The organism is Corynebacterium sp. HMSC065D07 (genome assembly GCF_001810695.1).
GTDB lineage: Bacteria > Actinomycetota > Actinomycetes > Mycobacteriales > Mycobacteriaceae > Corynebacterium > Corynebacterium hesseae.
The window spans coordinates 16,622-43,026 of sequence record NZ_KV802422.1 but is presented as its reverse complement, the minus strand read 5'-3'; the positions used below and the strand labels follow the sequence as shown (position 1 = coordinate 43,026).

Here is a 26,405-nt window from a genome sequence, read left to right as displayed (position 1 = left end):
TCTTAGAATCCACCAACACCGACCTGCTTCAAGCAGCCAACGACGTCTTCTTCAAAGAAGGCACCGGTTCCAAACCCGCGGTGCGCACCCAAGTCATCGTCACCCTGAACGAGCTCGACCAGATCATAAACGGCGACGGGGACGAAATAGAGCTCAACTTGACTAACGGTGGGCGCATGACCGGGGCGGAATTCCTCACCCACAAATTCGCCGAAATAGGCTATGCCACCATCGTCCACCCCATTGAAGGACCCATCAACACCTGGCGACTAGAGCGTGGAGCAAACTTCAAACAACGCCTTACCCTGCACGCTGAATTCCACACCTGTTCTAGACCAGGCTGTAACAAGCCCGCTGATTACTGCCAAGTCCATCACCTCATCCCCTGGCAGGCAGGCGGCTACACCAACATCAAGAACCTGACCTTCCTGTGCGCCTACCACAACGGTATTAACGATGATGACCCGCAAAGGCCTACCGGCCGCGGCTACATGTACCGGCTCAACACCGGGGTCAGCTTCATCCCACCCTGGGGCACACCAATCACCGCAATGCCCGAATACCAAGAAGCACTAGCCAGACTCAACGCCGAACAAGCAGGACAACCACCAGAGGAACCACCCGACTGCAGCTAACACCCACAACCACCACACGCAGCAACAGCAGAAAGGACACCGCCAGCCACCGATCCCGCCAACCCAAAGATGGTTGACGGGCAGATCGGTGATCCTTGATAACACTTCAAATACCGGCAGGAACAACGTGCATTTAAGCCCTTAAAGAACGAGACCCACCAACCGGATGAGGGTTGACGGGCCACTTGGGGTGGGTGAAGCGTCGTCAAGCGCGTGCGGCGCCGAAGATAGCTAGGCATTCACCGACGAACCACCCAGAGCCGAGTCAAGGATTCCCGCACCCACGAGATAGTTGGCCAAATCATTCAAGTCCGCTTCGTCCCCGTTGGAATCATAGCCGTCCATGACGTACTCGATAACCGCATTGCCATCCTCAAGCACTTCAGCAATCACGTACTCATCTTCCTCACTAAAAGCGCCAATCTGGGAGCCGCGGGCCGAGGTGAAGTCCTCGACGGTGCCGGCGAGCCCAACGCTTTCAGTATCGCGTATAGCATCCTTGTTCTCTGTGTACTGAGCCACGAATTCTCTGTCCGGACCATAGATGCAAGAAATCGTCGGAACCCACTGAACATCTAGGCCCAGATAGTCCGCCTGCCCGAAGAATGACGTGTCCTCATAGCACTCGTCCGAAAGGTCAATGAGCGGAGCGGGCACCGGGGCAGAAACCTCGGAGGCGCGGATCCTGTCAACCTCATCGGAGTCATATGTGCTGTTCCAATAGGCATTGTCGGAAGCACTTACGTCTTGTGGCGCATCATCAAAATCGGCAGCAACATCTTTGAAGAAAGAAACTGCAGCAAAAATAGCGACGCCTGCGATGATGGCGAATACAAGAACTACCGCCAGAACGATCCACAATGCTGTCTTCGAGCTGGGCCTCTTTTCGGGCGGCTGTGGCATCGCCGGGCCACCGACGTGAGATCCTTGATTTTGATTGATAAAGCCAGGCGGTGCTTGGTTGTGCTGCGGGTTCTGGCCAAATCCACGGGGCGGCTGTTGCGGGCTACCGAAAGGGTTCGTCATGCCGATCAATTTAGCAGAGACCTACATCACATTACTGCCAACAGTGCAGGATGCTAGGCCCATTCCCCGCACTGGCTTTTCTATCTGGCAGCGAAGCAAACTAGACTTCCACCCGATGAATACTTTCGCCGAACTCGGCCTCCCCCGCGATGTTGTCCGCGTCCTTGACAAACAGGGCATCACGACCCCCTTCCCTATCCAAGAAGCCGCGATTCCCGACGCCCTCGCCGGCAAGGACGTCCTCGGTCGCGGCCCCACGGGCTCGGGGAAAACCTTCACGTTCGGCCTTCCCATGCTCACTCGACTTGCCGAATCCGGTGTCTCGCGCCCTGCGCACCCACGCGGTCTCGTGTTGGCGCCAACGCGTGAGCTGGCAACGCAGATCCAACAACGCTTGGAAGAACCCGCAGCCGCGCTGGGGCTGCGGGTGTTGGCGGTTGTCGGTGGTGTCAACATCAACAACCACATTCGCTCATTAGCACGCCCGGTTGACCTACTTGTTGCTACGCCGGGCCGCGCACAGGATCTCATCAACCAAGGCAAGCTTTTCTTCGACCAGATCACCATCACTGCGCTCGACGAGGCCGACCAGATGGCGGACATGGGCTTCCTTCCCCAGGTACGCAAACTGCTCAAACTCACCCCACCAGACGGCCAACGCTTACTCTTCTCCGCCACCCTCGACGGTGAGGTCAACAAGTTGGTTGAGCAGTTCATGCACGACCCCGTAACCCACTCCACAGCCCCCGTCGAGGCCGCCGTGGACACGATGGAGCACCACCTCATTTTCATCGGCACGCGCGAGGCACGCAACGACGTCGTCCTGCGGCTCGGTGCGCGCAAGGGAAAGACCATCATGTTCATGCGGACCAAGCACGGAGTCGACAGGCAGGCGAAGAAGCTGCGCAGAGTCGGTATTAACGCACTGCCGCTTCACGGCGATAAGGGCCAAGGTTCACGTACCAAGGCAATTGAGGGCTTCGCCGACGGAAGCGTACCCGTGCTCGTCGCCACGGACATCGCCGCACGCGGTATCGACATTGCGGATGTCTCCCTCGTCGTCCACGTAGATCCACCCGCCGAGCACAAGGCTTACCTACACCGTTCCGGCCGCACCGCCCGCGGCGGTGAGTCAGGCACCGTCGTCACACTCGTTACCGACGAGCAGCGCGGAGAGGTGGCCAAGCTCATTGCAAAGGCCGGAGTGGACCACACCGACCTCGACATCAGTGACCGCGCCAACCCCGCCAGCAGCCCCGAACTTGCCCAGATGACCGGTGCGCGCAAGCCGAAGGGCGAGCCGCTCGGGCCACCGAACCAACAGCAGCCTAAGCAGGAAGCACCGGGGCACCGCCGCCGCGGCCGTAACAACCGCCGCCGTCGAGGCAGTGCTGGACAACGATGATTCTCGCGCCCAAGGATTGGCAAGCCCGGATGCGACAGCACGAGGAGGAAGCAAATGAGTTCCTCGCTCGCTATCGCCACCCAGGCTCGTATCACCCTGTCTACGACTTCCTTTTCGAGTACTACCCCGTCCGCCCCTCTCATCTGCGCCGTTGGCACCCAGGCGTAGGGGTCACCCTGGAAGGGAACGCTCCGCACAGCGAATGGCGCTACTACCGCCGCACTGCCGAGGGCATCACGATGGACACCGAGGCCTTCCTCGAACGCCGCGGCGGAACCGTGCGCTACATCCTGGAACTTCTGGAAAAGACGGCGCACAATCCCACCCAATTTGATTGTTTTGGCCTGCATGAATGGGCCATTGTGTACCACACCGATTCCCCTCGCCATGACCTGCCGTTGCGGTTGGGAGCGGAAGGGACGAACGCAGTCGTCGACAAGCACCGCATCAAATGCACGCACTACGATGCCTTCCGTTTCTTTACTGAGCCCGCCCGCCCGCTTAACCTCACGGTGCTGACCCGTGAGGACCAACCGGACAACGACCAGGCTGGCTGCGTCCATGCGACTATGGATTTATATAAATGGGCGTGGAAATTGGGCCCGTTGGTGCCAGGTGACTTGTTCCTCGATACCTTCCGGTTGGCGGTGGCCGCGCGCACGCTCGACATGGAGGCCTCGCCATATGACTGCCGCGAGTGGGGCTTTGGGGTCGTCCCCATCGAAACGCCAGAGGGAAAGTCGGAGTATGTGCGGCGCCAACGCGCGCTTGCCGACGCCTCCGAGCCACTCCGCGCGCGGCTTGTCTCCCAAATTAGAGCAGCACTGAGCGCTACAATGAGAGACCATTGATGTGACCCGTCGGGGCGCCCTCTACTGCCCCGAGACCCCAGCGCGGAAGGAAAAAGATGGCCCGGCACTCGGATGGAAAGAATAACTATGCAATCGCACCGTGGGTCATCATCGTGGCCGTCCTCGCGGTTTTGGCGTTGGTTATCGGCGCATTCTTCCTCTTCCGCGGAGGGGAATCCGATTCGAGCGAGCCAGTAGCGGCGGATAAAACCACTGAGTCATCGGCCGTACAGAAACCAACAAGTGTAAGCGCTAGCACTACGTCTGCATCGACCACGCCCTCGAAGTCAGTACAGCCGTCCGAATCGGTATCAGCCACGCCCAGCACTGAAAACAAGGAAGATCAAGGGGTGGCGCCGAATACGTTGTTCCTTCTTGATACCTCCGACAACCTTGCGCCGTACTTCGATGAGGTAACCGAGGGCGTGGCGGAGGCGGCGTCGGCAGTCGGCGCGGAGGGAAGCCAGGTGGCTCTCTGGAACTATTCCTCACCCATTTCAGCCACGGCCACCGTGGGCTTCCGTCAGAATGTAGCCTATGGCGACGCCGAGAACGTGGCCTTCGCAGTACGGCAATTCGGCACTGGTGGCGTTCCTCAAACTCGCAGCGCCGTGGTCGCGGCACTGAATAACGCCACGGACCAAAAGGCAGAAACGGGCAAAGACGCCCGCGTCGTGCTCGTTACTACTGGGACCCAACAAGATATGGATGACGCAAGCTTTACAGAGGCAGTCAAAGCCGCGCGCGGTCAGGGCGTTAGCTTGAGCGTGGTGCATATCGGTGAAGGTGAAAAGGACGCCGAGCTCGAAAAGCTCGCTGACTCCTACAAGACCATCTCGGACCCTTCAAATGCCCAAGAGGACAAAAAGGCCATCGCCAACGCCGCCGGGGCACGATAACCGGGACACTTCAGGCGCATCGACGCCGCACATCAAAAAAGCCGCCGCTTCCTCTAGAGCACTGACGTGAGCTGCAGTGACTAAGAGGAGCGGCGGCGGATGGCTTCCTTAGGAGGTTTTGAGCTTGCGCCGAGCAGCCAGTTCGTCGAGGCCAAATACAACGTCGACTTCTTCGTCCTCCACAACGCGCTCGGCCGGGAAGGAAGTGATGGTTCCGGAAAGCTCCTTCAGGATGCCTGGGACAGCGATGCCAAACACGCCCTGTCCACCGGCAAGAAGGTCGATGACTTCGTCGTTCGAGCGGCACTCATAAACCGTGGTGCCGTCGGAGACGAGGGTGAGCTCAGCAAGATCATTAACTCCGCGATCCCTCAGGGATTCCACCGCGAGGCGAATATTCTGCAAAGAAATGCCGGTGTCCAAAAGGCGCTTGACAATCTTGAGAACCAGCACGTCCTTAAAGGAGTACAGGCGCTGGGAACCAGAGCCGCGAGCAGTGCGAATCGAGGGCTTCACCAGGTCCGTGCGCGCCCAGTAGTCCAACTGGCGGTAGGTAATGCCGGCTACCTGACAAGCGATGGGCACGCGGTAGCCCAGCTCCTCGTCGGGCCCGACATCAAAAAGGGATTCCTGAACGTAGTCGTTGGCTGCGAAATCTTCGAGCGGCAGTGCGCTGGACTCGGGACGGTTATTCTTACTGCTCACGTAATTACTCCAGTGATACTTGAGGGGAGTTCTATTTTTCTATTAAAGGGCACGTCAGCGACCGCGTCAAGAGTCGTCCTCCGTGAACCTCTAGTAGAACTTTAGACTTTTTGAGTCACTTTGTCATCATTAGTCACACGCGTGTCATTAAAAAATTCAGTGGTAGCACGACTAAAGCGACGCCACAGAGGGCGCCGCTTCTAATGTCTAGCTGGGATCAGGGCTTAGGGCTGAATTATGTGGAAGGGAGCTTAAACTCCCCTTTTACTCCTCTTCACCATCTTTGCCGCCGAGCAAATCTTCCTCGGAGATTCCGGAATCACGCATCATCTGCTCGAAGTCATCGTCCTCCAGCGCGCTTTGCTGGGAATGGCGCTCCTTAAACTCGCGCATGCGCTTCTCCGGGAACGTCTCCAGGGATTCTGCCTCGCGTTCTAGGCCGTAATATTCTTTAAGGTCCTCATCGCTAATGTAAATGGCTACCTCGTCGAGCACATCCTTCTCAAAATGAATGGGCAACCCATAGTGATCTGCGAGGACAAGAGCGTCGCACAAGCGGGCATCGTGCTCTTCGCCGGTACCATCCAGGAGATCAACCATGAAAACGCCCTTACGGTACTCGGACACGCAAATATGCTCGATGCCATCTAGCTGATCCGCAAAGGCGATGAGCAGTTCATACGTGCTTGGGCGCGCATTAAAGTGCCGCTCAAGTACTTGGAGGACACGCGCGCCGTCGATGGGTGAGACCCAGACCGGCACGTGCCGGTCCGCCTCCGCCCAATAGAAAAGAGCACATAGGTTATTTTCGGGGCCAACGGGGTGGATACCTAGAAATTTCAATACTTCAGTGTTCATGGAATCCACTTTTACACACATTCCTTGCACATGGTTGTCGGGCCGGTTAAGTGGCGTAGAAAAGTCGGCGCCAAACTTACGGAAATAAAAGCCCGTATGGTTTAAGGGCGGAATTCGTCACGAAGCTCGGTCTTGACCAACGTCCCGTGAAGCGACAGAACAAGGGCCGCCATCTGCTGAGAAAGCTCCTCGGCCTGTTGCGGGGCAGTATCAGACTTCGAATGCGCCACCGGCGTTGCCACCTGCGAAATCATGTCCGCCTGGCGGCGGGCAGCATTGCGCAGCGACTTCAACTGTCGCGCCTCAAACCCGAAGGATTCCAGCGCCACGGCCGCGGCCACGATGGACACGTCATCCGTATCAAAGAAGCCCGCCGGATCCGGCTTAATCAGTCCCACAGAAACCAGCTTGGCGATGTTTTCCTGCGTAGTGCCTGCTTGGTCGGCCACATCGGCGTCGGTAAGCCGAGTGACCACCGGCGCGCGCAGCTGCTCGGCGCTGATGAGGGCCTCGGCCTGGGAGGACACGATGGCGGTAACTTGCCCCGAATCCATCGCGTCTAGCTGTTCCCGAATAACCTTGAGCGGCGTATAGTGATCGCGCTGCGCGGTCAGAATATAGCGAAGACGATCAAGGTCCTTCTGGTAGTAGCGGCGGTAGCCCTTCGCGGTGCGCTCTGGAGTAATCAGCCCCTCAGATTCCAAGAAGCGAATCTTCGACACCGTCACATCCGGAAATTGCTTCTGCACGTGCTTCAGCGTTACGCCAATAGACATGGGCTTCTGCTTAGCAGGCTTGGTCTTCTTGACCACGGAAGACGCTGCTGCGGCAGCGGCGGTGGACTTCTGTGCGCTCACGATAGGACTACTACTGCTTTCTTCACGATTTCACTATGACAAAAGGGGAGCTCAGGTGGAAGCTTCCCCCGGCCTTCTCCCCTAGTTCTTTAGGACAGGCACTGCCTTATTTCGGGGCAATGAATACCAAGCGGAATTTACCAATCTGGATTTCATCGCCCACTTCGAGTACCTGAGCATTGCGCGGCTCGCGGTTCACGTAGGTTCCGTTGAGCGATCCGACATCGACTACCTCAAACTGACCGTCCTTCGCGCGGAACTCCGCGTGGCGACGAGACACGGTGACGTCATCGAGGAAGATATCAGCCTCTGGATGGCGGCCGGCGGTGGTGGTCGGCTGATCAAGCAGGAAGCGAGCGCCTGCATTGGGACCGCGCTTGACGACGAGCAGTGCCTGGCCCTCAGCCAAGTTCTCAGCTCCAGCAACGGAGGCGTCAGAACCCGCCGCGGTGCCGTTTTCCATCTCCTTGAGAAGATCTGCGCGGAAGACAGAAGTAGTTTCTGCCTGCGGTTCCGGCGTTCCGGTATTCTCGCTCATTTTTACCTCCGAAGGGTCGGATCAATGTTGACTCATTCCATATTAGCGACTCCGCCGCCCGCGCGAGTCGCCTCTCCGCAATTTACATCAACGGAAAATGTTTCCTATGCCCTTGAGCACGGAGTTTCCGCCCCCTGATAGTGGGTTATCGGAGACCATATAAGTCCACGTTGCGCTCGGGCGGGACAGGCCGTGATCCTCTAGATGGGCGCCATCTGAATCGATAAGCACGGTTTTAAAAGTATCAACGGCGTCATTAACCGCGCGCTGCGCTAGGTCTTTAAACTCGCGCACCGCGATGCGGTGGTATTCGTCGATTGGCGTCTCGCGGGCGATGGCACGTAGGTGGATAGATTCCCGCACATCATCCATCAACTCCAAGTGGTCGGCCCACGCCTGGTCGAGGTGGAAGAGCATAATCTCACGGGCCGCCCGCTCGCGCGCTTCAGCGGGGACGTCACGAAGCTCAGCAGCACGCTCCGGTGCCCGCTCAGCCAGCTCCTGCCAGGCTTGGTCGGTATCGAGCAGCTTAGCTCGCCGCTCATCAATGATGATGCGCTGATCTGCGAGCAGGTGGTTGTACTTCCAGGTCTGCGCGTGAATCTCTAGAAGCTGCCCCTCGGTCACGCGCTGACAGTGTGCAATGAAATCACGAACCCTTTTGGATTCGATGAGCCCGTCGGCATCGGGGCGGGCGGACAAGGATTCATCTTCCCCACCCTGTTTAACCACGTCATCTTCTAAGGAAACGAAGAAGATGGACTTGCCCGGATCTCCCTGGCGGCCAGCGCGACCGCGCAACTGGTTATCCAGACGCGAGGAACGGTGCCGCGAGGTGCCGAGCACCGCCAGACCACCCCTCTCGACGACGGCATCGCGGTCAGACTCATCAGCGCCGCCCAGCTTAATATCCGTGCCGCGGCCCGCCATCTGGGTGGAAACGGTGACACGGCCGACGTCGCCAGCCTCCGCCACAATGCGCGCCTCGTCCTCGTCATTCTTCGCATTAAGGACGTTTACCTCGATCCCCCGTTCGCGTAACGCAGCGGCGAGATCTTCGGATTCGGCGACGTCGTGGGTGCCCACCAAAACTGGTTGGCCGGTGCTGTTGATCGCGACGATTTCGTTCACGATGGCGCGGGACTTCTCATCCACCGAGGCATAGATGCGATCCGCCTCATCGAAGCGCTGCAGTTCCTTGTTTCTATCGATGACCGATACGTGGAGGTTATAGAACTGCCGTAGCTGATCGGTCGCCTCCACAGCGGTACCGGTCATCCCGCACACCAACGGGTAACGGCGCATGAGTTCCTGGAGCGTAATGGTGTCGAGGATGCGCCCTCCTTCCGATACCTCCAAGCCTTCCTTGGCCTCCACAGCGGCCTGCAGGCCGTCGGGCCAGCGCTGCAGTTCGGCTACGCGGCCGCGGGAGGCGTCGATAAGCTGCAGCTTTCCGTCCGTGATGATGTAGTGAATGTCACGAATGAGCAGCGCCTTCGCGTGCAGCGCCAAGTTCACTTTGACTAGTACGGAGCCGATATTCTCCTCGGAGTAGAGCGAATCAATGCCCAACTCGCGCTCGACTCGCGCCGCTCCATCGTCGGTCAGCGCTACCGTGCGCCCGTCCTCCGCAATAACGTAGTCCTGTTCCTCGCGCAGGCGCGAAACCACGTTGGTGATGTGGCCTGTGGACTCCTCACCCGGGCGGTTTCCGGCGAGGACGAGGGGGACGAGGGCTTCGTCGACAAGCACGGAGTCCGCTTCATCCACCAACGCAACATCTGCGCGCGCCTGCACCGTCTGCTCACGGGAGGTGATCTGGTTATCCCGTAGCACGTCGAAACCGAGCTCGTTGACTGGCGCATAGATGATGTCAGATAGGTAAGCCGCGCGGCGCTCCTCCGGGCCGAGCTTCTCGGTGACCGAGGCCACCGTGAGGCCGAAGAACTCCACGAGCGGGCGCATCCACTCGGCATCGCGCGCCGCTAGATAGTTATTGACCGTCACCAGGTGGACGCGTTTTCCGGTCAGCGCAAAACCAGTCGCGGCCATTGCGCCCACCAGGGTCTTTCCCTCACCGGTGGCCATCTGGATGACATCACCCTCAAGCAAGCGGAGAACGGCTTGGGACTGGACATTAAATGGGCGCATGCCGAGCTTGCGTTCGCTGGCCACGGCCAGAGCAGCGAGGAAACGCGACTTATCCGCAATCGTGCCATCCTTCACACATTCCCGTGCGGTGGTGGCAACCTCTGCATCCGATAGGTTGGCAATTTCTTCCACCGCGGAATCCGCAGCCGTGACGACGGCTTTCGACTTTTTATTGTTGCGCTCGGACTGCGCGCCCATTGCCTTCCAGAACCAATCGAATGCGCCCATGAGCACTCCTCCATCCTTGTGCGTCATACAGGTCTTCTATCGACTTTAGTCAACCCCGGTTCGCAGGCGTGCAGTTGCCCTTATATCCTTGTGGGCATGCAATCCGTGAACGTGTCGCTCCCCTCCAGCACCGGTACCACGATGGCCGGAACCATCGATTTCCCAGACTCCCCTCCGCAAGCCTTCGCCATCTTCGCGCACTGCTTTGCCGGCTCGCGCCATACACCCGGTGCCGCCCGCGTGAGCAAGCAGCTGACAAACTTTGGTATCGCCACCCTGCGCTTCGACTTCCCAGGCTTGGGACAGTCCGAGGGAAACTTCGCTGATACCTGTTTCAGCCAAAACGTTGCAGACATCCAGGCCGCCGCCGAGTGGCTGGCCCAGAACTACTCCGCACCGCAACTCCTCATGGGTCACTCGCTGGGCGGCGCCGCTGCCCTCGCGGCGGCCAACGGAATTCGTTCCCTCAAAGCCGTCGCCACCATCGGTGCCCCCTTCGATCCCGCGCACTCTGTGCTGCATTACGCCGACAAGATTGGCGAGGTCGACGCCAATGGCGAGGTAGAGGTCACCTTGGGCGGCCGCGCGCTAACCATTTCGCGCCTTTTCCTCGAAGACCTTGCTGAGACCAACCCGGAGGAGTACCTTCCGCGCCTACGCAAACCACTCATGGTGCTGCACTCCCCCATTGATCAGACCGTTGGCATCGACAATGCGCAGAACATTTTCCGCACCACGCGCTATCCCAAGTCCTTGGTCGCCTTGGATAAGGCTGATCACCTCGTCACCAAGCAAGGCGCGGCCGCACGCGCTGCCGACCTGATTGGCGCGTGGGCGGAGCAGTTCATCGTTCCGGAGAACCTTCCCGCGCCGGTCGCAGATGACTCCGCGGTGGCAATCCCTGCGGTGGGCACGAGGATGGGCGTCGTAGTACGCCACAACGACCGTTCTGTGACCGCTGACCGCACGAAGAAGAGCGGAGGCAAGGGCCAAGGTTTTACCGCTGAAGGCCTCCTCATGTCCGCACTGGCTGTGGCAAGTACCCAGGCCATCAAGGCGGCGGGCAAGGCACAGAAGATCGACGCGAAGGCTCTCGAAGCTGTGTCCGTCAGCATTACCCAAGAGTCCGAATCCCGATTTACACGTACGGTGACACTCCCCGCCTCCCTTAGCGCGGATCAACAACGCGCGCTTGGCGACGCCTCCACGTCCACCACCATCGACTCCCTCCTCACCGTCGAGGTGACCACCACCGTGACAACCGCGGCACAATAGATTCACATGATTGTTCTCAACCCTCTTGATCCGGCTGCCCGCTGTCCCTGCGGAACCGGCTTGACGTTTGGCGAGTGCTGCTCGCGCTACCACGCCGGCACGCCCGCACCCTCGGCCGAGGCGCTGATGCGCTCGCGGTTCAGTGCTTTCGTCACCGGCGACGAGGACTATTTGCTCCGGACCTGGGACCCAGAGACCCGCCCTGAGCGCCTCAACCTCGCAGATAACGGCATCCACTTTTACCGCCTCGATATTATCGATACCGTCGCCGGCGGCCCCTTGGACGATACCGGCGTCGTTGAGTTCGAGGCCTTCTATAAGGGCGCCGCACAAGGCTCTCAGCGGGAACGCTCCTCTTTCCGTCGGCAAGACGGGCAGTGGGTATATTCCACCGGCGAGTTCTAGAGCCTTCAAAACGCGCATCAACCTGGGATTTGTCGAAGCGAATACCGCTGGTGTAATCTGTAGCAGTTGCACCAAATGGTGCGGCGGCGGACTATGGCGCAGTTTGGTAGCGCACTACACTGGGGGTGTAGGGGTCGCAGGTTCAAATCCTGTTAGTCCGACAGCATCCAGGCTGGTCAGAGCTTTTCTGACCAGCCTTTCTTTTTCGCCCAGTTTATTGGCGGCCCTGTTTAGCGGATCTACTTCTCTTGGCTAAGGACGTGGCCCAGGGCGTCGATAAGCGTGCGGTGAGAATCCGGAGATTGTTCATTGAGAAAGGCCTGCCATTCCCCGCTCGGCGCTAATGCTGCAAGCAGCAAACACAACTGAGCGCCGGCCTCATATGGCAATCGATTGCGCAGAAAGTCATTGTCGATCTGCCCGGACTCTAGGAACGGAACAACGTCGGTGAAACGCGCTTCCTTAGTGTTGTCGAAGTACATCGGGCCAAAGTCATACCCCACCGCACGTGAGGCCATTATCCCGAGGTAGGTAGCCGTGCCTTCCACGGTTTCCATCCAGCGTTCTTGGCTGACGTAGTCAGGATCTGCAGCTAGGCGTTCCTTTTCCAGAGCGAGCAATTCTGTGGCCAGTTCCCTCAGCCGAGCTTGGTCTGCACCCGCGTCGCGGACTGCATCGAGCAGCCGCATTCTCTCGTCGAGCAGCTCCACCCCATGCGGGGAGAGCTCGCCAAAGACACGCGAGTCCAAAGCCCACCGAGCTTGACCGTAGAAGTGGAAGGATTCATGCGCGAAGAAGGTAATGAAGTGTTCTGAGGAGAATTGTTTGTCAAAATTATCCTCGCCGAATTTGAGGTAGTAGACATCGCTCCCCTGGACCGTCGTGGTCTCGCCCACCGTGTTGAAGTTGCCGCCGGCAATCTTAATCGGCCACAGCCTCGGGTAGATCCGGTCCAACCGATAGACTTCGAGGCCGGCGGGGTTATCGCCCATGTCTACAGGGGCAGCGAAGGGCGAAGAGACTTCTTGGGAGGGGTTGATCAGGTAGGAAAAGTGGGTCTTCCTGCTGATTAGCAGCGTGGGGAACTCGGTAGCGGCCGCATTGAGCCAGGCCGCCGACTCCGGACGATCTGCGACGGCAGCGGCGTATTCCGAGTACTCCTCTAAGGCGCGCCGATCAATCGGGTCCAACTCTCCCACGGATATCCCTGCGGTATTACGCGCCACGTGTACGCTGCCGGCGATGATCACGACGACGAGCAGGATTACGCCGATTTCCCACCACCGGCGCGGCCGCCTCCGCGAGCTCTTCATAGTTGCGAGCTGAGATGATTTGCCCACCTACTTCACCTCCAATGGGTCGGCGGCACCGCGGACGGCGTGGCGCATGAAAAAGAAATTAGTGCTTAAAGGACTGTTGCAGTCACGCTTCCCACTCTATAGTCCGGTGTTTACGACCTACTCATCGCCTAGAACCGCCACAGGAATGCTGCTCTTATTGCGATAAACCATCTGGTCAACACCGCTGTGTTCGTTGTGCCAGCCCAACACAAGGGCAAACGCCATCACAGGCAGCTCTGAAATACGCACTCACGCTGCTATAAACAGCAAGCTTTGGCCCAATGCTGCGCTTGCCTACCCCTCAATCGCTCATGCAAACAGCCCCACTGCGGATGCAATGGGGCTGTTCTGTATTGCTCTGCCTGAGATTTCTCTGCTCAGGCTGGAACTACGAGTTGGTCTTAGCGGTTAGCGCGCCACGGAATGCCTTCCTTGGGCAGGTAGCCCAGCAGGTAGAGGTAATCAATAGCGCCGAAGATGGAAACGATTAGACCGCCACCGAGAATCGCTCCAAGGAATGAGTAACCAACAGCGGAGGACATATCAGCGTCTTCACCATCTTTACCATCTTTGCCGTCGACGCCATCGCGGCCGTTGATGCCATCCTTGCCGTCAAGCCCATCGCGGCCGTCGCGACCGTCACGGCCATCCTTGCCGTCGGCGCCGTCCTTGCCATCACGCCCATCGCGGCCGTCGCGACCGTCACGGCCGTCCTTGCCGTCGGCGCCGTCCTTGCCATCACGGCCATCGCGACCATCGCGGCCGTCCTCACCGTCGCGTCCATCGCGGCCATCCTTGCCGTCGGCACCGTCCTTGCCATCACGGCCAGGCTCCCCGTCTTCACCGTTATTATCCTCATCATCGGAATCTACAGGGGCCGAGGTAGTGGAAGCAGGCTCGGATTCCTCCGTCGGATCCTCAGGTTCGGCCGCCTCGGACTCAGTAGATTCAGGCGCAGTCGACTCTGCGGACTCAGAAGCCTCATCTGATGCGGAGGGTTCACTCGACTCGGAAGGCTCAGTGGACTCGGAGGGCTTCTCGGAATCAGAAGGCTCGGCGGACTCAGAAGGCTCAGAGGACTCGGTTGTCGAGGTGGAATCCGGCGCTTCGTCGCTGACCTGCTTGCCATTGAGCATGTCCGCACACTTCTGTCCAGCCGGTGCGTTAACCTCGGCCAACGCAGAAGCCGCGGTCGAGATACCAGACAGGGTGGACTCAATTTCCTTGCGCTGAGTATCGCTCAGCTTCAAGTCCTTAGCGGCACTAGCGCCCGGGAAAAGGCCAGCAATCGTAACGGCGGCATTAAAAACCTTCAATACGGTAGCCACTCCAGTACCGAAAGCACCATCAGCAAACTTGATGAGCCCAGAGACGGTCTTCTTCGCCGCATCCGGGTTCTTCAAATCGACATCAGCATCGGAGTTCTCGATCTTTGCGATAGCCATGCCCTGCGCACGTGCGAGGTCCCACGTGACATCCTTGTCTTTCTCGCCTTCACGGACCATTTCAGCGATCCGCTCCCACGAGCTTGCGCCAATCTTCTTGATGAAGTCCGACGGGACGAGATCGCCGACAACAGGAATAACTTCCCATACGGTCTGCAGCAGCTTGTTGCCGCCATCATAGAATGCACGAGCTAGGTCGAGCTTGCGCTCAAGAATCTCGCCTTCCTTACCAGGAGCATCAGAAATCTCACAGACCAGCTTGCCGTCCTTCTCGACGACCTTGATCGAAGCGTCAGCCGTCGATGCTTCAGTGCTCTTCAGCTCATCAAGCGTCGTCGGTTTGCTGTTTTCCGCGTCATAAAAGCTGATGTCGTTGTTGCGAGAGTCGCGGTCAAGCTCTTCAATCGCGTTATCACCAGCGTTGTCTTCATCAACCAGGTTGCCGTCTTCGTCGAAGGCAGTGCCGTTGACATCAAGAGTGCCAGTGCCATTCTCCTCGTGAACGAAGGAAGATTCTGCCGGTTCCTCTACCGCAATTGCCTGAGGAGCAACGATAACGGAAGAAAAGGTAGCCACTGCCGCTACAGTGGCGACAATGCGAGAGCGAGTAGGGCGCATAGTTAGTCTTTCTTAAACTGAAGTGAAAACCCGCTTAGCCTTATAAGGCTTGCGATTAAAGTTCGGACGTGGCCACCATACAACCTGCAGAGTATATTTTCTACACTTGAGCAACTACTTGCTACCCCCATTCAGAGACACCGGCCATCGACATCTTTGCAGTTCACGCCGTAAACATTAGTCGCTCCAGACCGATTTCTACCCCCTTCACGCAATGAATGCGCCCAGCCAAAGCCCACGTCCACACCACCCCGACAAGGTGCAGCCACCCTCAGATATGACAAAAGAATCCCCACTTTCACTCTAAGAAAGTGGGGAGGAATATGATGCGAATCACTCTCAGTTGAGCATCCCGCACGCTCATTTCACTGAACTAGCCTGCCATGCCATTGAGGCTTCGCATGATGCCGCCGAGTTCGATATCCATATACTGAGTCAGAATTCCAAAAATAAAATCGGAATTATACCCACGCAATGGCCCGTTGGTGCTCAGCATGGCAAGACCGTGGGCGCCAGCCCACACTGAAATCACTAATGTAAAAAGAACCCATGGAGTGCGCGGCCCGTCCACCTCATCGATAGCCTCGCGTACGAGAGACATAATGAACCCAAAGGCTCGGCCGAACTCGCTGAAATCACGTTGAAGCTCGACCGCTTTATTCGCGTTTGGCAGGAAGTCATCCTCAAACGACATGGGCACGATCGGGCCGGATGCGATCTTAATGAGCGCCTCAAATCCTTGCGGGTCATGCAAAGCATGCGAGACATATCCATAGCCCGTAGCTTTAATCTTCGACACTGCGCTAGCGTCCTGCGGCAACGCGGCTACCTGACGGTAAATGAACTCATAGTTGATTTTGTCCAAATAGCGCTCCAAGAAACTCGCCAGCTCTTGGTCGCTTTCAATAAGGTGTTCAGCCTCTTGGACGCTAAGTCCTGCTCGTTTTGCGGCGCCACCGATATGCAAGCCAGTCACGCCGTGGTCTAGAGCCTCCTCAACGGCACCTCGGAGCAGAGCTCTCCGCTGCTCTTCTTCAGTCCCCCGCGGAAAGTTTTCTGCACTGATTAGGAGTGTTTCAGGCTGCTCCCCTGCCAGGCCGCAAGGTTCGGCGCGCTTGATACGCTCGCCCCTAAAAAAGGGATAAAGACCAACGCTCAGCGTATCCATGACAGCACTAAAGGTTTGCTTTTTCGCCGCTGGCGAGAGGTAGCGCAGAATCCCTTCGGCTGCAAGCTGTGTAACGCCGTGTAGGTGGGAGAATATCGACAGAGCGGAGAGCAGCGTCCCATAGGCATCGAGCTCCGTGCCGCCGGATTCTTTAATAGCGTCTTTAGTCAGGTCAAAAAGAATACGCATAATGGGGCAGGTGTCAGCCTCTCCATCACGGCTAGCAAAGTCCTCAGCCGTCAATCCCGTGCGGGGAGAAGCGTAGACAGCAGTAAAAGCCGCAAAAGAGGATGGGTCCTCGACCGCAAAAGAAAAGTAGGACAGCGCGGTAGCACGAAGCTTATCTACCGCGGTCGCATTTTCGGGCAATCCTTGTAGGTGCACATCAATAGTTGACGTCAGTGCATCATTGAGAGAGTGCTTAGTTGCCTCGACGAGTTCCGCTTCGGAAGCAAAAAGTGCCTGAGCTTCCGCAAGAGGCACATCAACCTGGTCAGCAACCTCCCGAAGGCGCACTTCATCGATGCCCGCCTTAGCAATGACCCGGCCAGCTTGCTCAATCAGAAGCTGCTTAAAGGGCTGGCTACTTTGTTCCACACCTACTGAAGTATTCACAGTGTTCAGCCTACCTAGGAAATGACCGATTTTATATTCATAAACACAACATAGGAGGATTTAAAGGTTTCTCTCAGATTCCTTTTCTCTATCAACTCGCCCATATTATGTCCCAGCCGAAACCAACATATACATTGCTACAAAACTTATACAGTCCTGCCCACATCGTGGACAGGACTTATAGAGCGAGCCTAGCGTGGCATTTCAGAGGCAGTGGGTTCTTACTCCTGCGACGTCAGGGTACCAGGCACACTGCCTCCGCCCTCAATTTTTAGGACTTAAGCGCCCTCGTTACCGATACGATCATCGAGCTGGTCGCGAGCAGAGTCAATCTTATCGGCCTTATCTTCGCCGAGCTTACCCTTAGCAAGATCAGCGCCCTTGTCCAGTGCGCTGTCCGAAACCTGCTCGCCCTTATCGGAGTTCAGCGCGTCCTTTGCCTTGTCAAAAATACCCATTCCTACAATCCTTTCGTTGCTTTTACTGTTTCTAACCGTGCTAGCTACCAACGTGTCAATACGCCTGCGGCTACAACCGATCAGTAGGCGTGAACCCCATCGATCGGCTCCGCACACTACGAACAAGTGCACTATCGACCGCGGCATTCACGTTGCGAGCCATCACGAGACTCCACCGTACCGACGCACCAGAGTCTTCGCCACACGAGTTATTAATCACCCTAGTTATGAGACGTACCGTTCCCACCCAAAGCAGCACTCTAAGAATTCTCAGGGTCGGCGCATCCGTTTACCCCCTCCACCTACCCCTTTTCGTTCAACAACTTGGTAAAAGCAGGCGCGCTTTCGTTAGCATTGCTGTGCACTCTAGGACACACTTCTTTGGCTGCGCTCCGCGCTCAGTTCTTTGCGCAATAATTAACGCACATACCCTCGTCCGTAGATCAATCGCCAAAGTACAAACCTGCCCACAATGCCTTCCCCTCATTCTGAGCCAACTCCCCGACCCGCTACACAACCTGATTCTTCGACGCCCTCTCATGGGCTAGAAATACCCACAAACGATGACTCAGCCTTTGGCTTAGTGTGGCCCGGAAAGAATGCTGCCGCTGCGCTTGCTGCCTCTCAAGCTGCGGGGAGGCAAACGTTGATAAGCGGCTCGGATTCCACCACCAATTCAGTCACCGTCGCCGATAATCTATCCGCGCTCAAGAGCTTTGTTGCCCGCGGTATGAAGGCCGACGTCATCTATATCGACCCGCCGTATAACACCGGCAAGGATTTTGTTTATCGCGACAACTTCCGCCAACGGCGAGAAATGCGCTCAGAGCACTTTGGTCAATGGCATGCCGAATGGCTTTCTATGATGCTTCCGCGACTGATCCTTGCGCGTGAAGTACTCGCAGACACAGGATTCATCGTGGTTTCGATCGGCGAATCAGAATGTGCCCATGTACGCCTACTCCTCAACGAGGTTTTCGGCGAGGATTGCTTTGCAAGCCAGCTCATTTGGAAAAAAGGCGGTACTGGAAAGAATGATTCAAGATATGCCGTCCAAGAGCACGAATATGTCCTTTGCTACGCTAAATCTCCGGAAAACTCCGGGTTCAATGTTGATCTAGGGGCGCAGACATCGACCCGCTACAACCATCGCGATGAGAAGGGTAACTATTCCCTCGTTCGCCTAGATTCCAAGACCTTGGGTTATCTACCAAGCCTCGACTTTCCCATCGTCGGTCCGAATGGTGATAAATACTGGCCTCATCAACCCGACGGGAAGTCGAAGGTCGCGCGCTGGCGTTGGGGGCGGGACAAAGTTGATAAGCACTATGACGACCTGGTTTTCAGACGCGGCTTTGTCTATACCAAAAACTATGAAAAGAAGGGTGCGCGCCCACGCTCCATACTGGACGGGGAACGATTCGGTGTAACCCGTACAGGCCGTCGTGACGCTGAAGAGGCACTCGGTGTTAAAGGCGTATTCGATTTTCCCAAACCAGTGCGGCTTATCAAGCACCTCATCGCAATCGCCGGCGGCCCTAACGCGGTAGTCCTCGACTTTTTTGCTGGCTCTGGCACCACCGCGCAGGCCGTCGTCGAGCTCAATCGCGAGGATGGCGGCCAACGCTCCTTTCACCTCGTACAGATTCCGGCCCCCACGGAAACCACCAGTGCCGCGCACCAAGCTGGTTATAAAACGGTGGCAGATATCTGCTTAGCGCGGGTTCGCTCCCTCGGCATCCCCTTTAATCACTACACGCTGAGCGAGTAGTCCACGAAGGAATCAATCCTAGGCCACTCCGTGTTCCTCGGTGTCTGCAGGCCGGCCGGGGATACCGAAGAAGTCTAGTACCGCGTCGGTGGCAAAACCTTTACCCACCTCAGTTTTCGTAGCGTTGTTTCCACCAGGCCACACGTGGGATCCGCCTTCGATGCGAATGTGCTGCAGCGGTGCTTGGCAGGCAGTCCATGTCTCTCTGGTGGCACCGTTTGTGAGACGTACGGACTCAACGTCGCCACGACACTTGTTACGACGCTGATGCTGCCCGAGCACTTCTGCGACCGAAGCATAAGCAGTCTCGTGCCGCACGCCGCCCTCATAGTTGACAACGGGGTCTTTTGTACCGTGAATATCCAAACGGCCAACAGGCTTGTCTGAGCAATCCGTATGGATGCCTTCGTAATAAGCCGCCGATACAGTAGCTACCGAACGAAACGTCCCCGGCATACGGCAGGCTAAGAATGCCGCGAATCCTCCTCCATTGGACAGGCCCGCAGCGAAGATAGCGTTATCGTCTACCTCATAAGTCGCGCGCAGGCTGTCCACGATTGCTCGCACGAATTCTAGGTCTTCTTCCGCGCTGGTAGCAGCATAAGGTGCCGGAGCCCACGCCGCATTTTCCCCTGCAGGGTAGGCGACTATGGCGTCAGCCGCATCAAACTGGCTGTATTGCTCCATGTTTTCCGGAGAATCTGTATAACCGTGGAAGGACAACAGGACCGGCCAGGATCGATCTGCAGTGTAGTTTTCGGGCACGTGGAGGAGAAAACTACGTCCGGAGGCCAACTTCATTTTTTTCGTGTGCCCGGGGTCGGGGCCAACGAGCATAGGGGCGACGGGAAAACCGAGGTCACTTCTCCACTCTGCTGTTGATGGAGAAGTAGTCGTGTCTTCTTCAGGCGAGCTGCACGAGACCAGCGCCATGACGCAAGCTGCGGTTGAGATGATCCCAGCCAGCGTGCGCGAACACCGCAGCCATGCTGCAGAATCTTCACTCATCATTTGCCTCGCCACGCTCGCCCTCGGGAAAATATCCTCGTCCACCTTAAAACATCCCACCGACATCCACGAACCTGCAGCACCGCGGTAGATTTAGGAGCATCATGAGCCCAACTCCTTCCGAATCAACTGATTCCCCCAGCGCCTCATCCCCTTTCCCGGTTCCCGAGCATTACCCCAGCTATCGCCCGGCTTCGGGGAAAGAGGCACCGAGCTTCAACACAGTTCAGCAGCGTCTTCGTTCTGCCCAATCATTCAGTCACGGCGCCGACGCCTATCATGACGTGCGTCCTGGTTACCCGCAGGAGGTATCACGGCTCATTGCCTCCGCGCGGACTGTCCTCGATGTTGGCGCAGGCACCGGAAAGCTCACTGAATCACTAAGCAACCCCGTTGTCTACGCCAGCGATCCATCCCCTGACATGACCCGAGTCCTAAACCGCCTCGGGGTGCCGTGCTGGCGTGCAACTGCCGAGAACACTGCGCTTGCCGACGCCTCCCTCGACGCCCTCACCTGCGCGCAGACCTGGCATTGGGTTGACGTCCAACGAGCCTGTGCAGAATTTGACCGGGTTCTCCGCCCCAACGGAAAAGTCCTCTTGGTGTGGAACACTCTGGACGTCAATGCGGACCCGTGGGTCCTGCGTCTTTCCCGCATCATGCATTCCGGAGATGTCCACCGTCCCGGGTTCTATCCCGCTTTTTGTGAACCATGGACGCTTCGCCAAGAGCTCCGCTTGACGTGGGAACACGAGCTGAGCCCCGAAGGCCTTCATGCTCTTATGCATACTCGCTCATATTGGCTTCGCAATGGCCAAAAGATCCATGAACGCATGACACATAACCTCAACTGGTACCTCTTCGAACACATGGGCTTTCGCCCCGGCCAAGTCCTTCGCATTCCTTATCGGACGGATGCGTTCTTATTGGCCCGCGCTGGCGAGTAGCCAGCCCGCCCCAACCATGACAACTGTCACGTCTAATTGGTGACACCACGTCTACGCTGCACATATCTGCCCACCATAGCGTGAAGATATGAGCACAACACGCACTCTCCTACCAGTCATTGACGTCAATGGCGTCAGCAAGGTTTTTAATGCGGCCTCGCCCAATCCTGTACAAGCGCTTCACGACGTCTCCCTTTCCATTCATCGGGGCGAAATCGTTGGCCTGCTGGGAACGAACGGCGCCGGAAAAACGACGCTTATTGATCTCATCCTGGGCCTGACAACACCGACATCCGGCACTATCCAGGTGCTCGGAGAAAGCCCACAGACCGCTATTAAAAGCGGACGCATAGGAGCCGTCATGCAATCCGGCGGCCTTCTTCCTAACATCACCGTCAAGGAAACCCTCGAGCTCCTCGGCGCGGCCTTCCCATCTCACCGTGCGTTTGACGACATCATCGAGCGCGCAAATCTAGGAGATATCCTGTCGCGCCGCGTGAGCAAATGTTCCGGTGGTGAGCAACAACGCCTTCGCTTCGGACTGGCTCTCTTAGGAGATCCGCAAGTGCTGCTTCTCGACGAGCCAACTACGGGGATGGACGCCGGTGCCCGACACCACTTCTGGGAAACTATGCGCGAAGAGGCAGATGCCGGCCGCACCATCGTGCTCACCACCCATTACCTAGAAGAAGCCGAGACCTTTGCCCAGCGCATCATCATGCTCAACAAGGGCCACATTCAAGCCGATGGCTCGACAGAAGAGATCCGCAACTCCAACTCCACCCGCATCGTCCGGGCCACCTTTCCCGGCGAGGTACCACATGTGCTGACGGCCAACCTACTTCCCGGAGCTATCCACCAAGAGCAAACAGACACGGGGCTGGTCATCACTGCTCGAGACTCTGATGCGGTGGCACGCTACCTGCTTAACGAAACCACTGCTCGCGACATCACTATCACAGGACACAGCTTGGAGGATTCCTTCCTCGAGCTCTACAACGCTACATCCAGTAACACCACGCGATAAGGAGATTTCACATGAGCCCCCACACCGCTGCGCACCCTACTCTTCGCACCACCCTCAACTACGCTGCCCACGACTTAAAGCGGCTACGTCGCGACCTGCCTACGCTCTTTTTCAGCGTTGGCCTTCCAATCATCTTCTATATTCTCTTCGGCGCCATGCAAGAATACGGCCAAGTCGAGTTTAACGGCGGAAATGTTGCTGCCCTGGTGATGATCGGCATGGCGCTCTATGCCGGTGCTACAGGTGCTGTTGGCGCCGCCGGCTCCATGGTTGCAGAAAACCGTGCAGGATGGGGCCGGCAATTGGCGCTCACTCCCCTGCGCTCTTCCCAGCTAGGGATTTCCAATTTCCTCAATATCGCGGTCCGCGCGATCTTACCGATCGCCGCTGTCTTCATTACCGGTGCACTCACCGCAGCAAGCATGCAACCGACCCAGTGGGCATTAGCATTTCTTGCTACCGTCGCCTGCGCTATCCCCTTCGGCTTCTACGGCATGGCCTGTGCCATGCTCTTTCCCTCAGAAAACACCGTCTCTATCACGACATCCACTATTGTCATTCTCGCCTTCGCCGGAAATGTTTTCATGCCGCTAAAAGAATCGCTACTCGTGGTCGGACGATTCACTCCGATGTACGGCGCACAGGCTCTTTCGCGTGGGCCTTTGTCTGAAGGCGCCCAAATGATCAATAGCGAGCAGCTCTTTATTGAAGACCCGCTATGGTACGCATGGGTTAATATCGCTGTATGGACAATGGTTTTCGTCGGGTTGTGCCTGATTCTTCACAAGCGCGACAAGAACCGAGCATGATGAGTAGCTTCAAGGTTCGCAATGCCGCTTTCGCAGCTATTTGGTTGATCTTTCTCCTGCTTGTCCTTCTCCAGGTCTTGTTCCTTCCCACTTATACGCCTGCTCAGCGGACCTGGGCTGTGGCCATCACTGTGCTTTTCTGTGTGGCCTATTTTCTCTCCTTTGGTTCTGTCGACTTCTTTCCGCGCGGCTGGACCTTGGATCAACGCGTCACCCTTCGGTGGGTTATCCTCGCGCTACTCGCCCTAGCATCTATTCCGGGATATGGTGCCTGGGCTGTCGCCTTCGTCCCATATCTCGGAGCGCTCGTAGCATATACACAACCGTTCAGGACTGCCGCGACGGTTATTATGCTCACCGGCATACTTGCTGGTATCCCCGCATGGATCTACGAGAATCCTCGCTTTATGGACCTCGCGATCATCCTCTTCGGCTGGCCGCTGCTCATCTTGGTCCTCGGAGCGTTGTCCCAGCGCGAGGACACTGAGACAGCTCTTCGCCATGATTTGGATCTGGCGCATCAACGCGAAGATATTGCCTCCGATATCCATGACTTTCTCGGCCACTCGCTTACTGCTATCAACCTCAAATCCGAAGTAGCCCGTCGGCTCATCGAACACGACCCCGCCAAGGCAGCTGCCGAGCTCGAGGAGATCAGCGCCCTGTCAAGGATGTCACTCGCCGAAGTCCGCTCGACTGTTACTCGTATGAAGAACCCCACCTTTGCCGGCGAGATTCACGCTGCGCGCCGAATCCTCGAAACCGCCGGAATACAAACTCACCTTCCGGATACCCTCACGCACCCACAGTCTCATGAAGATCTGTTCTCCTGGGCGTTACGGGAGCTTAGCACCAACGTCGTGCGACATTCTGGGGCTACCGAATGCTGGGTACTACTCACGGAGAACTCCCTCAAGGTTATGGACAACGGCTGTGGCTTCACAGAAGACGCTACGCGTGCACTTGCTTCCGGTCTCACGGGCCTCGCAGGTCTTCGCCGCCGGGCAGAAGCCGCCGGCGGTGAGGTCACAATCGAGCGCGCCGGCGGTTTGACCACAGTCCGCGTGACGCTCAAAGGACCTGATACGCAGGAGGTTAAGCAGTTTTGACGAACGCCATCCGGGTGCTCATTGCCGAGGACCAGTCTCTAGTTCGCGGCGCGCTGACCGCGCTCCTTAATACCGAGCCGGACATTGAAGTCGTTGCAGGCTGTGGCTCTGGGACAGAGGTCGCGGAGCTCGTCGCTAAGCACAGCGTTGACGTGGCTTTACTCGACATTGAGATGCCTGGTATGAACGGCATCGATGCTGCCAAGAGTATCGCCAGCACCGACTGCCGGAGCCTTATCGTCACCACATTTGGACGGTCCGGTTACGTCAAACGCGCTCTCGAAGCAGGTATAGATGGCTTTCTCGTCAAAGACACCCCTCCCGATGAACTCGCTGATGCCATCCGCCGTGTCCATTCGGGTTTGCGCGTTATCGATCCGCAGCTTGCTCAGGACATTCTCTTCGCCCCCGACAACCCACTGAGCGAACGAGAAATCGAGGTATGCCGCCTGTTAGTCCGTGGACTCGGCTCCGCTGATATCGCTTCGCAACTTCACCTCAGCGGCGGGACCGTGCGCAACCACGTCTCCGCCATCATGGCGAAGACGCGGGCTGGAAATCGCTTCGAGGCTGCTCGGCGGGCCGAAGCAAACGGGTGGATTTGAGGCCTCTTCGTGGTTCCGCCTTCAGCCCGCTAGCGGAGCTATCGGCGTTGGCGGCGCTCGCGCACGCGCACCGCGATGCGCACGGGCGAGCCGTGGAAACCGAAACGCTCACGGAATTTACGCTCTAGGTAGCGACGATAGCCAGCGTCCAAGAAGCCGGTTGTAAACAGCACGATGGTCGGTGGTTGCGTCGACGCCTGAGTGGCAAAGAGCACTCGCGGCAGGCGGTTATTATTCATCGGCGGTGGATTCGCGGCAATCGCGTCACGCATCCAATTGTTGAGCTGACCGGTGGACACGCGCTGATCCCAGCTTTCTAGGGCCTCGATCATGGCGGGCTCAAGCTTTTGCAGGGCGCGCCCGGTCTCAGCAGAGATATTCACACGGGTCACCCACGGCAGGTGGCGCAGGTTCTCATCAATTTCGCGCTCTAGGTAGTAGCGGCGATCCTCATCCACAAGGTCCCACTTGTTAAAGGCAATAACCAAGGCTTTTCCGGCCTCGAGAATCATGTTGAGGACGCGTTGGTCTTGCTCCGAGACTTCTTGGGAAGCGTCGATAAGCATGACGCACACCTCGGCCGCATCAATCACGCCGCGCGTGCGCAAGGAGGCGTAGTACTCGTGGCCCTGCGCGTTTTTAACCTTCTTGCGCAGACCTGCGGTATCAATGAACTTCCACAAACGTTGGTCTAGCTGCACCAGGGAATCAACTGGGTCGACCGTGGTGCCTGCAGCATTGTCTACCACGGAGCGCTCCTCCGCCGTCAGCTTGTTCAGCAAGGAGGACTTGCCCACGTTCGGCTTGCCCACCAACGCCACGCGGCGAGGACCGGAGGTAATCGAGGAATGACGCGGTTCTGCAGGGAACAAACGGAGAATCTCATCGAGGACGTCGGCACCGCCCCGACCATGCTGAGCGGATACTGGCCACGGATCGCCCAAACCAAGCGCGTAGAACTCGGCCATGTCTGCATACATGGTTTCCGAATCAAACTTGTTGGATACCAGGATGACTGGGACCTCGGAGCGCTGCAATTTCCGAGCCATAACCGCATCGGTCTCAGTGATGCCCACCTTGGTGTCCACCACGAATACGATGACGTCGGCAGTTTCCATCGCCTGCTCTGCCTGGCGGGCGATGGCGGCATGGATTCCCTTGACGTTCGGGTCCCAACCTCCGGTGTCCTGAACAAAGAAGCGCTGGCCATTCCACTCCGCTACATAAGACACGCGGTCACGGGTGACGCCCGGGTGGTCCTCTACAACAGCTTCACGGCGCCCAAGGAAGCGATTCACCAGAGAAGACTTGCCCACGTTCGGGCGGCCCACTACGGCCACCGTGCACAGGTTTTCCTCCGTATGGCCTTCACCGACACCAAAGGCGTGGGATAGGGCTTCCCATTCTTCCTCGCTCAGCGGAGCCTCATCGTCGAATTCGGTCTCATCCTCACCAAAATCGGCCTCGCTGAATTCAGACTCGTCGAATTCATAGTCAAAGTCTTCAGAGTCGAAATCCTTCGGAGCCCAGCCGCCGTGCGGATCGCGTACGACCTCTTCTTCAAGTTTTCCGGCCGGATAGTGAAATTCCGTCTCAAAGTCTTCCGGCTGCTGCGCCGGATCTACATCCGGATTCTGCGGTTCATTAGTCAT

General features: G+C 57.5%; 26 protein-coding genes and 1 tRNA gene. 14 read left to right on the top strand and 13 right to left on the bottom strand.

Translation table 11 applies throughout. From position 1 onward, the window contains the following. Positions 1-635: HNH endonuclease signature motif containing protein (locus HMPREF2760_RS01065; protein WP_148138830.1), on the top strand; the 635-nt coding region annotated here is incomplete at its 5' end. A 231-nt stretch (positions 636-866) separates the two neighbouring features. Here the strand turns inward: HMPREF2760_RS01065 and HMPREF2760_RS01060 are convergent. Then, on the bottom strand, positions 867-1,661 hold the full coding sequence (locus HMPREF2760_RS01060; RefSeq protein WP_232755706.1) for a hypothetical protein: 795 nt from the start codon (positions 1,659-1,661) through the stop codon (positions 867-869). Between the two features lie 115 nt (positions 1,662-1,776). Here HMPREF2760_RS01060 and HMPREF2760_RS01055 point away from each other — a divergent pair, with 115 nt between their 5' ends. Genes HMPREF2760_RS01055 through HMPREF2760_RS01045 form a run of 3 tightly spaced genes read left to right on the top strand, consistent with a single transcriptional unit; the run spans position 1,777 to position 4,816 of the window. Then, positions 1,777-3,066 carry a DEAD/DEAH box helicase gene (locus HMPREF2760_RS01055; RefSeq protein WP_070524840.1) on the top strand — a complete coding sequence of 430 codons (1,290 nt, stop codon included), beginning with the start codon at positions 1,777-1,779 and terminating at the stop codon, positions 3,064-3,066. After that, positions 3,063-3,917: a 3-methyladenine DNA glycosylase gene (locus HMPREF2760_RS01050; RefSeq protein ID WP_070524839.1), complete on the top strand. Its 855-nt coding sequence runs from the start codon at positions 3,063-3,065 to the stop codon at positions 3,915-3,917. The genes HMPREF2760_RS01055 and HMPREF2760_RS01050 overlap by 4 nt, the downstream gene beginning before the upstream one ends. Before the next feature lie 56 nt (positions 3,918-3,973). Further along, positions 3,974-4,816 (top strand): vWA domain-containing protein, encoded by an 843-nt coding sequence (locus HMPREF2760_RS01045; protein WP_070524836.1) that lies wholly within the window; start codon positions 3,974-3,976, stop codon positions 4,814-4,816. A gap of 108 nt (positions 4,817-4,924) precedes the next feature. Here HMPREF2760_RS01045 and HMPREF2760_RS01040 read toward each other — a convergent pair whose 3' ends face one another. The 5 genes from HMPREF2760_RS01040 to secA2 form a co-directional block, all read right to left on the bottom strand. After that, positions 4,925-5,485, bottom strand: a complete 561-nt coding sequence (locus HMPREF2760_RS01040; RefSeq protein ID WP_198530989.1) for a MerR family transcriptional regulator — start codon at positions 5,483-5,485, stop codon at positions 4,925-4,927. Between the two features lie 300 nt (positions 5,486-5,785). Continuing rightward, complete coding sequence (locus HMPREF2760_RS01035; protein ID WP_070524859.1) at positions 5,786-6,379, bottom strand: bifunctional nuclease family protein; 594 nt, start codon at positions 6,377-6,379, stop codon at positions 5,786-5,788. Between the two features lie 101 nt (positions 6,380-6,480). Further along, positions 6,481-7,236 (bottom strand): transcriptional regulator FtsR, encoded by a 756-nt coding sequence (locus HMPREF2760_RS01030; RefSeq protein WP_070524832.1) that lies wholly within the window; start codon positions 7,234-7,236, stop codon positions 6,481-6,483. Positions 7,237-7,342: 106 nt separating this feature from the next. Beyond that, positions 7,343-7,774 (bottom strand): oxoglutarate dehydrogenase inhibitor Odhl, encoded by a 432-nt coding sequence (gene odhI / locus HMPREF2760_RS01025; protein ID WP_010186533.1) that lies wholly within the window; start codon positions 7,772-7,774, stop codon positions 7,343-7,345. Between the two features lie 87 nt (positions 7,775-7,861). Further along, on the bottom strand, positions 7,862-10,153 hold the full coding sequence (gene secA2 / locus HMPREF2760_RS01020) for an accessory Sec system translocase SecA2 (protein WP_070596385.1): 2,292 nt from the start codon (positions 10,151-10,153) through the stop codon (positions 7,862-7,864). 96 nt (positions 10,154-10,249) lie between these two features. Between secA2 and HMPREF2760_RS01015 the strand changes: the two genes are divergently transcribed. From HMPREF2760_RS01015 to HMPREF2760_RS01005, 3 genes are all read left to right on the top strand, one after another. Continuing rightward, the gene (locus HMPREF2760_RS01015; RefSeq protein ID WP_210386338.1) at positions 10,250-11,428 is read left to right on the top strand and encodes a bifunctional alpha/beta hydrolase/OsmC family protein; all 1,179 of its coding nucleotides are present in this window, start codon (positions 10,250-10,252) and stop codon (positions 11,426-11,428) included. Positions 11,429-11,434: 6 nt separating this feature from the next. After that, positions 11,435-11,833 carry a YchJ family protein gene (locus HMPREF2760_RS01010; protein ID WP_070563521.1) on the top strand — a complete coding sequence of 133 codons (399 nt, stop codon included), beginning with the start codon at positions 11,435-11,437 and terminating at the stop codon, positions 11,831-11,833. 87 nt (positions 11,834-11,920) lie between these two features. Then, positions 11,921-11,994: transfer RNA gene (locus HMPREF2760_RS01005), tRNA-Pro, on the top strand. Between the two features lie 78 nt (positions 11,995-12,072). Here HMPREF2760_RS01005 and HMPREF2760_RS01000 read toward each other — a convergent pair. The 5 genes from HMPREF2760_RS01000 to HMPREF2760_RS00985 all read right to left on the bottom strand — a co-directional run bounded on the left by HMPREF2760_RS01000 (position 12,073) and on the right by HMPREF2760_RS00985 (position 17,477). Then, positions 12,073-13,146: a hypothetical protein gene (locus HMPREF2760_RS01000; RefSeq protein ID WP_070524826.1), complete on the bottom strand. Its 1,074-nt coding sequence runs from the start codon at positions 13,144-13,146 to the stop codon at positions 12,073-12,075. Between the two features lie 144 nt (positions 13,147-13,290). Further along, positions 13,291-13,422, bottom strand: a complete 132-nt coding sequence (locus HMPREF2760_RS13140; protein WP_256374294.1) for a hypothetical protein — start codon at positions 13,420-13,422, stop codon at positions 13,291-13,293. A 152-nt stretch (positions 13,423-13,574) separates the two neighbouring features. Next, positions 13,575-15,194: a prolipoprotein diacylglyceryl transferase gene (locus tag HMPREF2760_RS00995; protein WP_232755704.1), complete on the bottom strand. Its 1,620-nt coding sequence runs from the start codon at positions 15,192-15,194 to the stop codon at positions 13,575-13,577. 415 nt (positions 15,195-15,609) lie between these two features. Further along, on the bottom strand, positions 15,610-17,019 hold the full coding sequence (locus tag HMPREF2760_RS00990; RefSeq protein ID WP_070524822.1) for a TetR/AcrR family transcriptional regulator: 1,410 nt from the start codon (positions 17,017-17,019) through the stop codon (positions 15,610-15,612). Between the two features lie 278 nt (positions 17,020-17,297). Continuing rightward, complete coding sequence (locus HMPREF2760_RS00985) at positions 17,298-17,477, bottom strand: antitoxin (RefSeq protein ID WP_070524820.1); 180 nt, start codon at positions 17,475-17,477, stop codon at positions 17,298-17,300. Between the two features lie 472 nt (positions 17,478-17,949). Here HMPREF2760_RS00985 and HMPREF2760_RS00980 point away from each other — a divergent pair, with 472 nt between their 5' ends. Continuing rightward, positions 17,950-19,248 carry a site-specific DNA-methyltransferase gene (locus tag HMPREF2760_RS00980; RefSeq protein WP_083304458.1) on the top strand — a complete coding sequence of 433 codons (1,299 nt, stop codon included), beginning with the start codon at positions 17,950-17,952 and terminating at the stop codon, positions 19,246-19,248. A gap of 18 nt (positions 19,249-19,266) precedes the next feature. On the opposite strand, the gene HMPREF2760_RS00975 is transcribed toward HMPREF2760_RS00980, so the two are convergent. Continuing rightward, positions 19,267-20,049: a CE1 family esterase gene (locus tag HMPREF2760_RS00975; RefSeq protein WP_227486307.1), complete on the bottom strand. Its 783-nt coding sequence runs from the start codon at positions 20,047-20,049 to the stop codon at positions 19,267-19,269. Positions 20,050-20,143: 94 nt separating this feature from the next. Between HMPREF2760_RS00975 and HMPREF2760_RS13000 the strand changes: the two genes are divergently transcribed. The 6 genes from HMPREF2760_RS13000 to HMPREF2760_RS00950 all read left to right on the top strand — a co-directional run bounded on the left by HMPREF2760_RS13000 (position 20,144) and on the right by HMPREF2760_RS00950 (position 24,753). Then, the gene (locus HMPREF2760_RS13000; RefSeq protein ID WP_154737134.1) at positions 20,144-20,347 is read left to right on the top strand and encodes a hypothetical protein; all 204 of its coding nucleotides are present in this window, start codon (positions 20,144-20,146) and stop codon (positions 20,345-20,347) included. A 13-nt stretch (positions 20,348-20,360) separates the two neighbouring features. Continuing rightward, on the top strand, positions 20,361-21,203 hold the full coding sequence (locus HMPREF2760_RS12435; RefSeq protein WP_070708408.1) for a class I SAM-dependent methyltransferase: 843 nt from the start codon (positions 20,361-20,363) through the stop codon (positions 21,201-21,203). Between the two features lie 88 nt (positions 21,204-21,291). Beyond that, complete coding sequence (locus HMPREF2760_RS00965) at positions 21,292-22,230, top strand: ABC transporter ATP-binding protein (protein WP_070524816.1); 939 nt, start codon at positions 21,292-21,294, stop codon at positions 22,228-22,230. A gap of 11 nt (positions 22,231-22,241) precedes the next feature. Continuing rightward, positions 22,242-23,039: an ABC-2 transporter permease gene (locus HMPREF2760_RS00960; protein WP_070596378.1), complete on the top strand. Its 798-nt coding sequence runs from the start codon at positions 22,242-22,244 to the stop codon at positions 23,037-23,039. Then, positions 23,036-24,148, top strand: coding sequence for a sensor histidine kinase (locus tag HMPREF2760_RS00955; RefSeq protein WP_070596377.1), 1,113 nt, complete (start codon positions 23,036-23,038; stop codon positions 24,146-24,148). The genes HMPREF2760_RS00960 and HMPREF2760_RS00955 overlap by 4 nt, the downstream gene beginning before the upstream one ends. Next, on the top strand, positions 24,145-24,753 hold the full coding sequence (locus tag HMPREF2760_RS00950) for a response regulator transcription factor (protein WP_070596375.1): 609 nt from the start codon (positions 24,145-24,147) through the stop codon (positions 24,751-24,753). The genes HMPREF2760_RS00955 and HMPREF2760_RS00950 overlap by 4 nt, the downstream gene beginning before the upstream one ends. A gap of 38 nt (positions 24,754-24,791) precedes the next feature. On the opposite strand, the gene der is transcribed toward HMPREF2760_RS00950, so the two are convergent. Next, the gene (der, locus tag HMPREF2760_RS00945; RefSeq protein WP_070596372.1) at positions 24,792-26,405 is read right to left on the bottom strand and encodes a ribosome biogenesis GTPase Der; all 1,614 of its coding nucleotides are present in this window, start codon (positions 26,403-26,405) and stop codon (positions 24,792-24,794) included.

What these genes read in the sequence shown, in the direction of transcription:
- HMPREF2760_RS01060 (WP_232755706.1), bottom strand. Translation starts at nt 1,661, where the DNA reads ATGACGAACCCTTTCGGTAGCCCGCAACAGCCGCCCCGTGGATTTGGC.
- HMPREF2760_RS01055 (WP_070524840.1), top strand. Translation starts at nt 1,777, where the DNA reads ATGAATACTTTCGCCGAACTCGGCCTCCCCCGCGATGTTGTCCGCGTC.
- HMPREF2760_RS01050 (WP_070524839.1), top strand. Translation starts at nt 3,063, where the DNA reads ATGATTCTCGCGCCCAAGGATTGGCAAGCCCGGATGCGACAGCACGAG.
- HMPREF2760_RS01045 (WP_070524836.1), top strand. Translation starts at nt 3,974, where the DNA reads ATGGCCCGGCACTCGGATGGAAAGAATAACTATGCAATCGCACCGTGG.
- HMPREF2760_RS01035 (WP_070524859.1), bottom strand. Translation starts at nt 6,379, where the DNA reads ATGAACACTGAAGTATTGAAATTTCTAGGTATCCACCCCGTTGGCCCC.
- odhI (WP_010186533.1), bottom strand. Translation starts at nt 7,774, where the DNA reads ATGAGCGAGAATACCGGAACGCCGGAACCGCAGGCAGAAACTACTTCT.
- secA2 (WP_070596385.1), bottom strand. Translation starts at nt 10,153, where the DNA reads ATGGGCGCATTCGATTGGTTCTGGAAGGCAATGGGCGCGCAGTCCGAG.
- HMPREF2760_RS01015 (WP_210386338.1), top strand. Translation starts at nt 10,250, where the DNA reads ATGCAATCCGTGAACGTGTCGCTCCCCTCCAGCACCGGTACCACGATG.
- HMPREF2760_RS01010 (WP_070563521.1), top strand. Translation starts at nt 11,435, where the DNA reads ATGATTGTTCTCAACCCTCTTGATCCGGCTGCCCGCTGTCCCTGCGGA.
- HMPREF2760_RS01000 (WP_070524826.1), bottom strand. Translation starts at nt 13,146, where the DNA reads ATGAAGAGCTCGCGGAGGCGGCCGCGCCGGTGGTGGGAAATCGGCGTA.
- HMPREF2760_RS00985 (WP_070524820.1), bottom strand. Translation starts at nt 17,477, where the DNA reads ATGGGTATTTTTGACAAGGCAAAGGACGCGCTGAACTCCGATAAGGGC.
- HMPREF2760_RS00980 (WP_083304458.1), top strand. Translation starts at nt 17,950, where the DNA reads ATGCCTTCCCCTCATTCTGAGCCAACTCCCCGACCCGCTACACAACCT.
- HMPREF2760_RS00975 (WP_227486307.1), bottom strand. Translation starts at nt 20,049, where the DNA reads ATGAAGTTGGCCTCCGGACGTAGTTTTCTCCTCCACGTGCCCGAAAAC.
- HMPREF2760_RS12435 (WP_070708408.1), top strand. Translation starts at nt 20,361, where the DNA reads ATGAGCCCAACTCCTTCCGAATCAACTGATTCCCCCAGCGCCTCATCC.
- HMPREF2760_RS00965 (WP_070524816.1), top strand. Translation starts at nt 21,292, where the DNA reads ATGAGCACAACACGCACTCTCCTACCAGTCATTGACGTCAATGGCGTC.
- HMPREF2760_RS00960 (WP_070596378.1), top strand. Translation starts at nt 22,242, where the DNA reads ATGAGCCCCCACACCGCTGCGCACCCTACTCTTCGCACCACCCTCAAC.
- HMPREF2760_RS00955 (WP_070596377.1), top strand. Translation starts at nt 23,036, where the DNA reads ATGATGAGTAGCTTCAAGGTTCGCAATGCCGCTTTCGCAGCTATTTGG.
- der (WP_070596372.1), bottom strand. Translation starts at nt 26,405, where the DNA reads ATGACTAATGAACCGCAGAATCCGGATGTAGATCCGGCGCAGCAGCCG.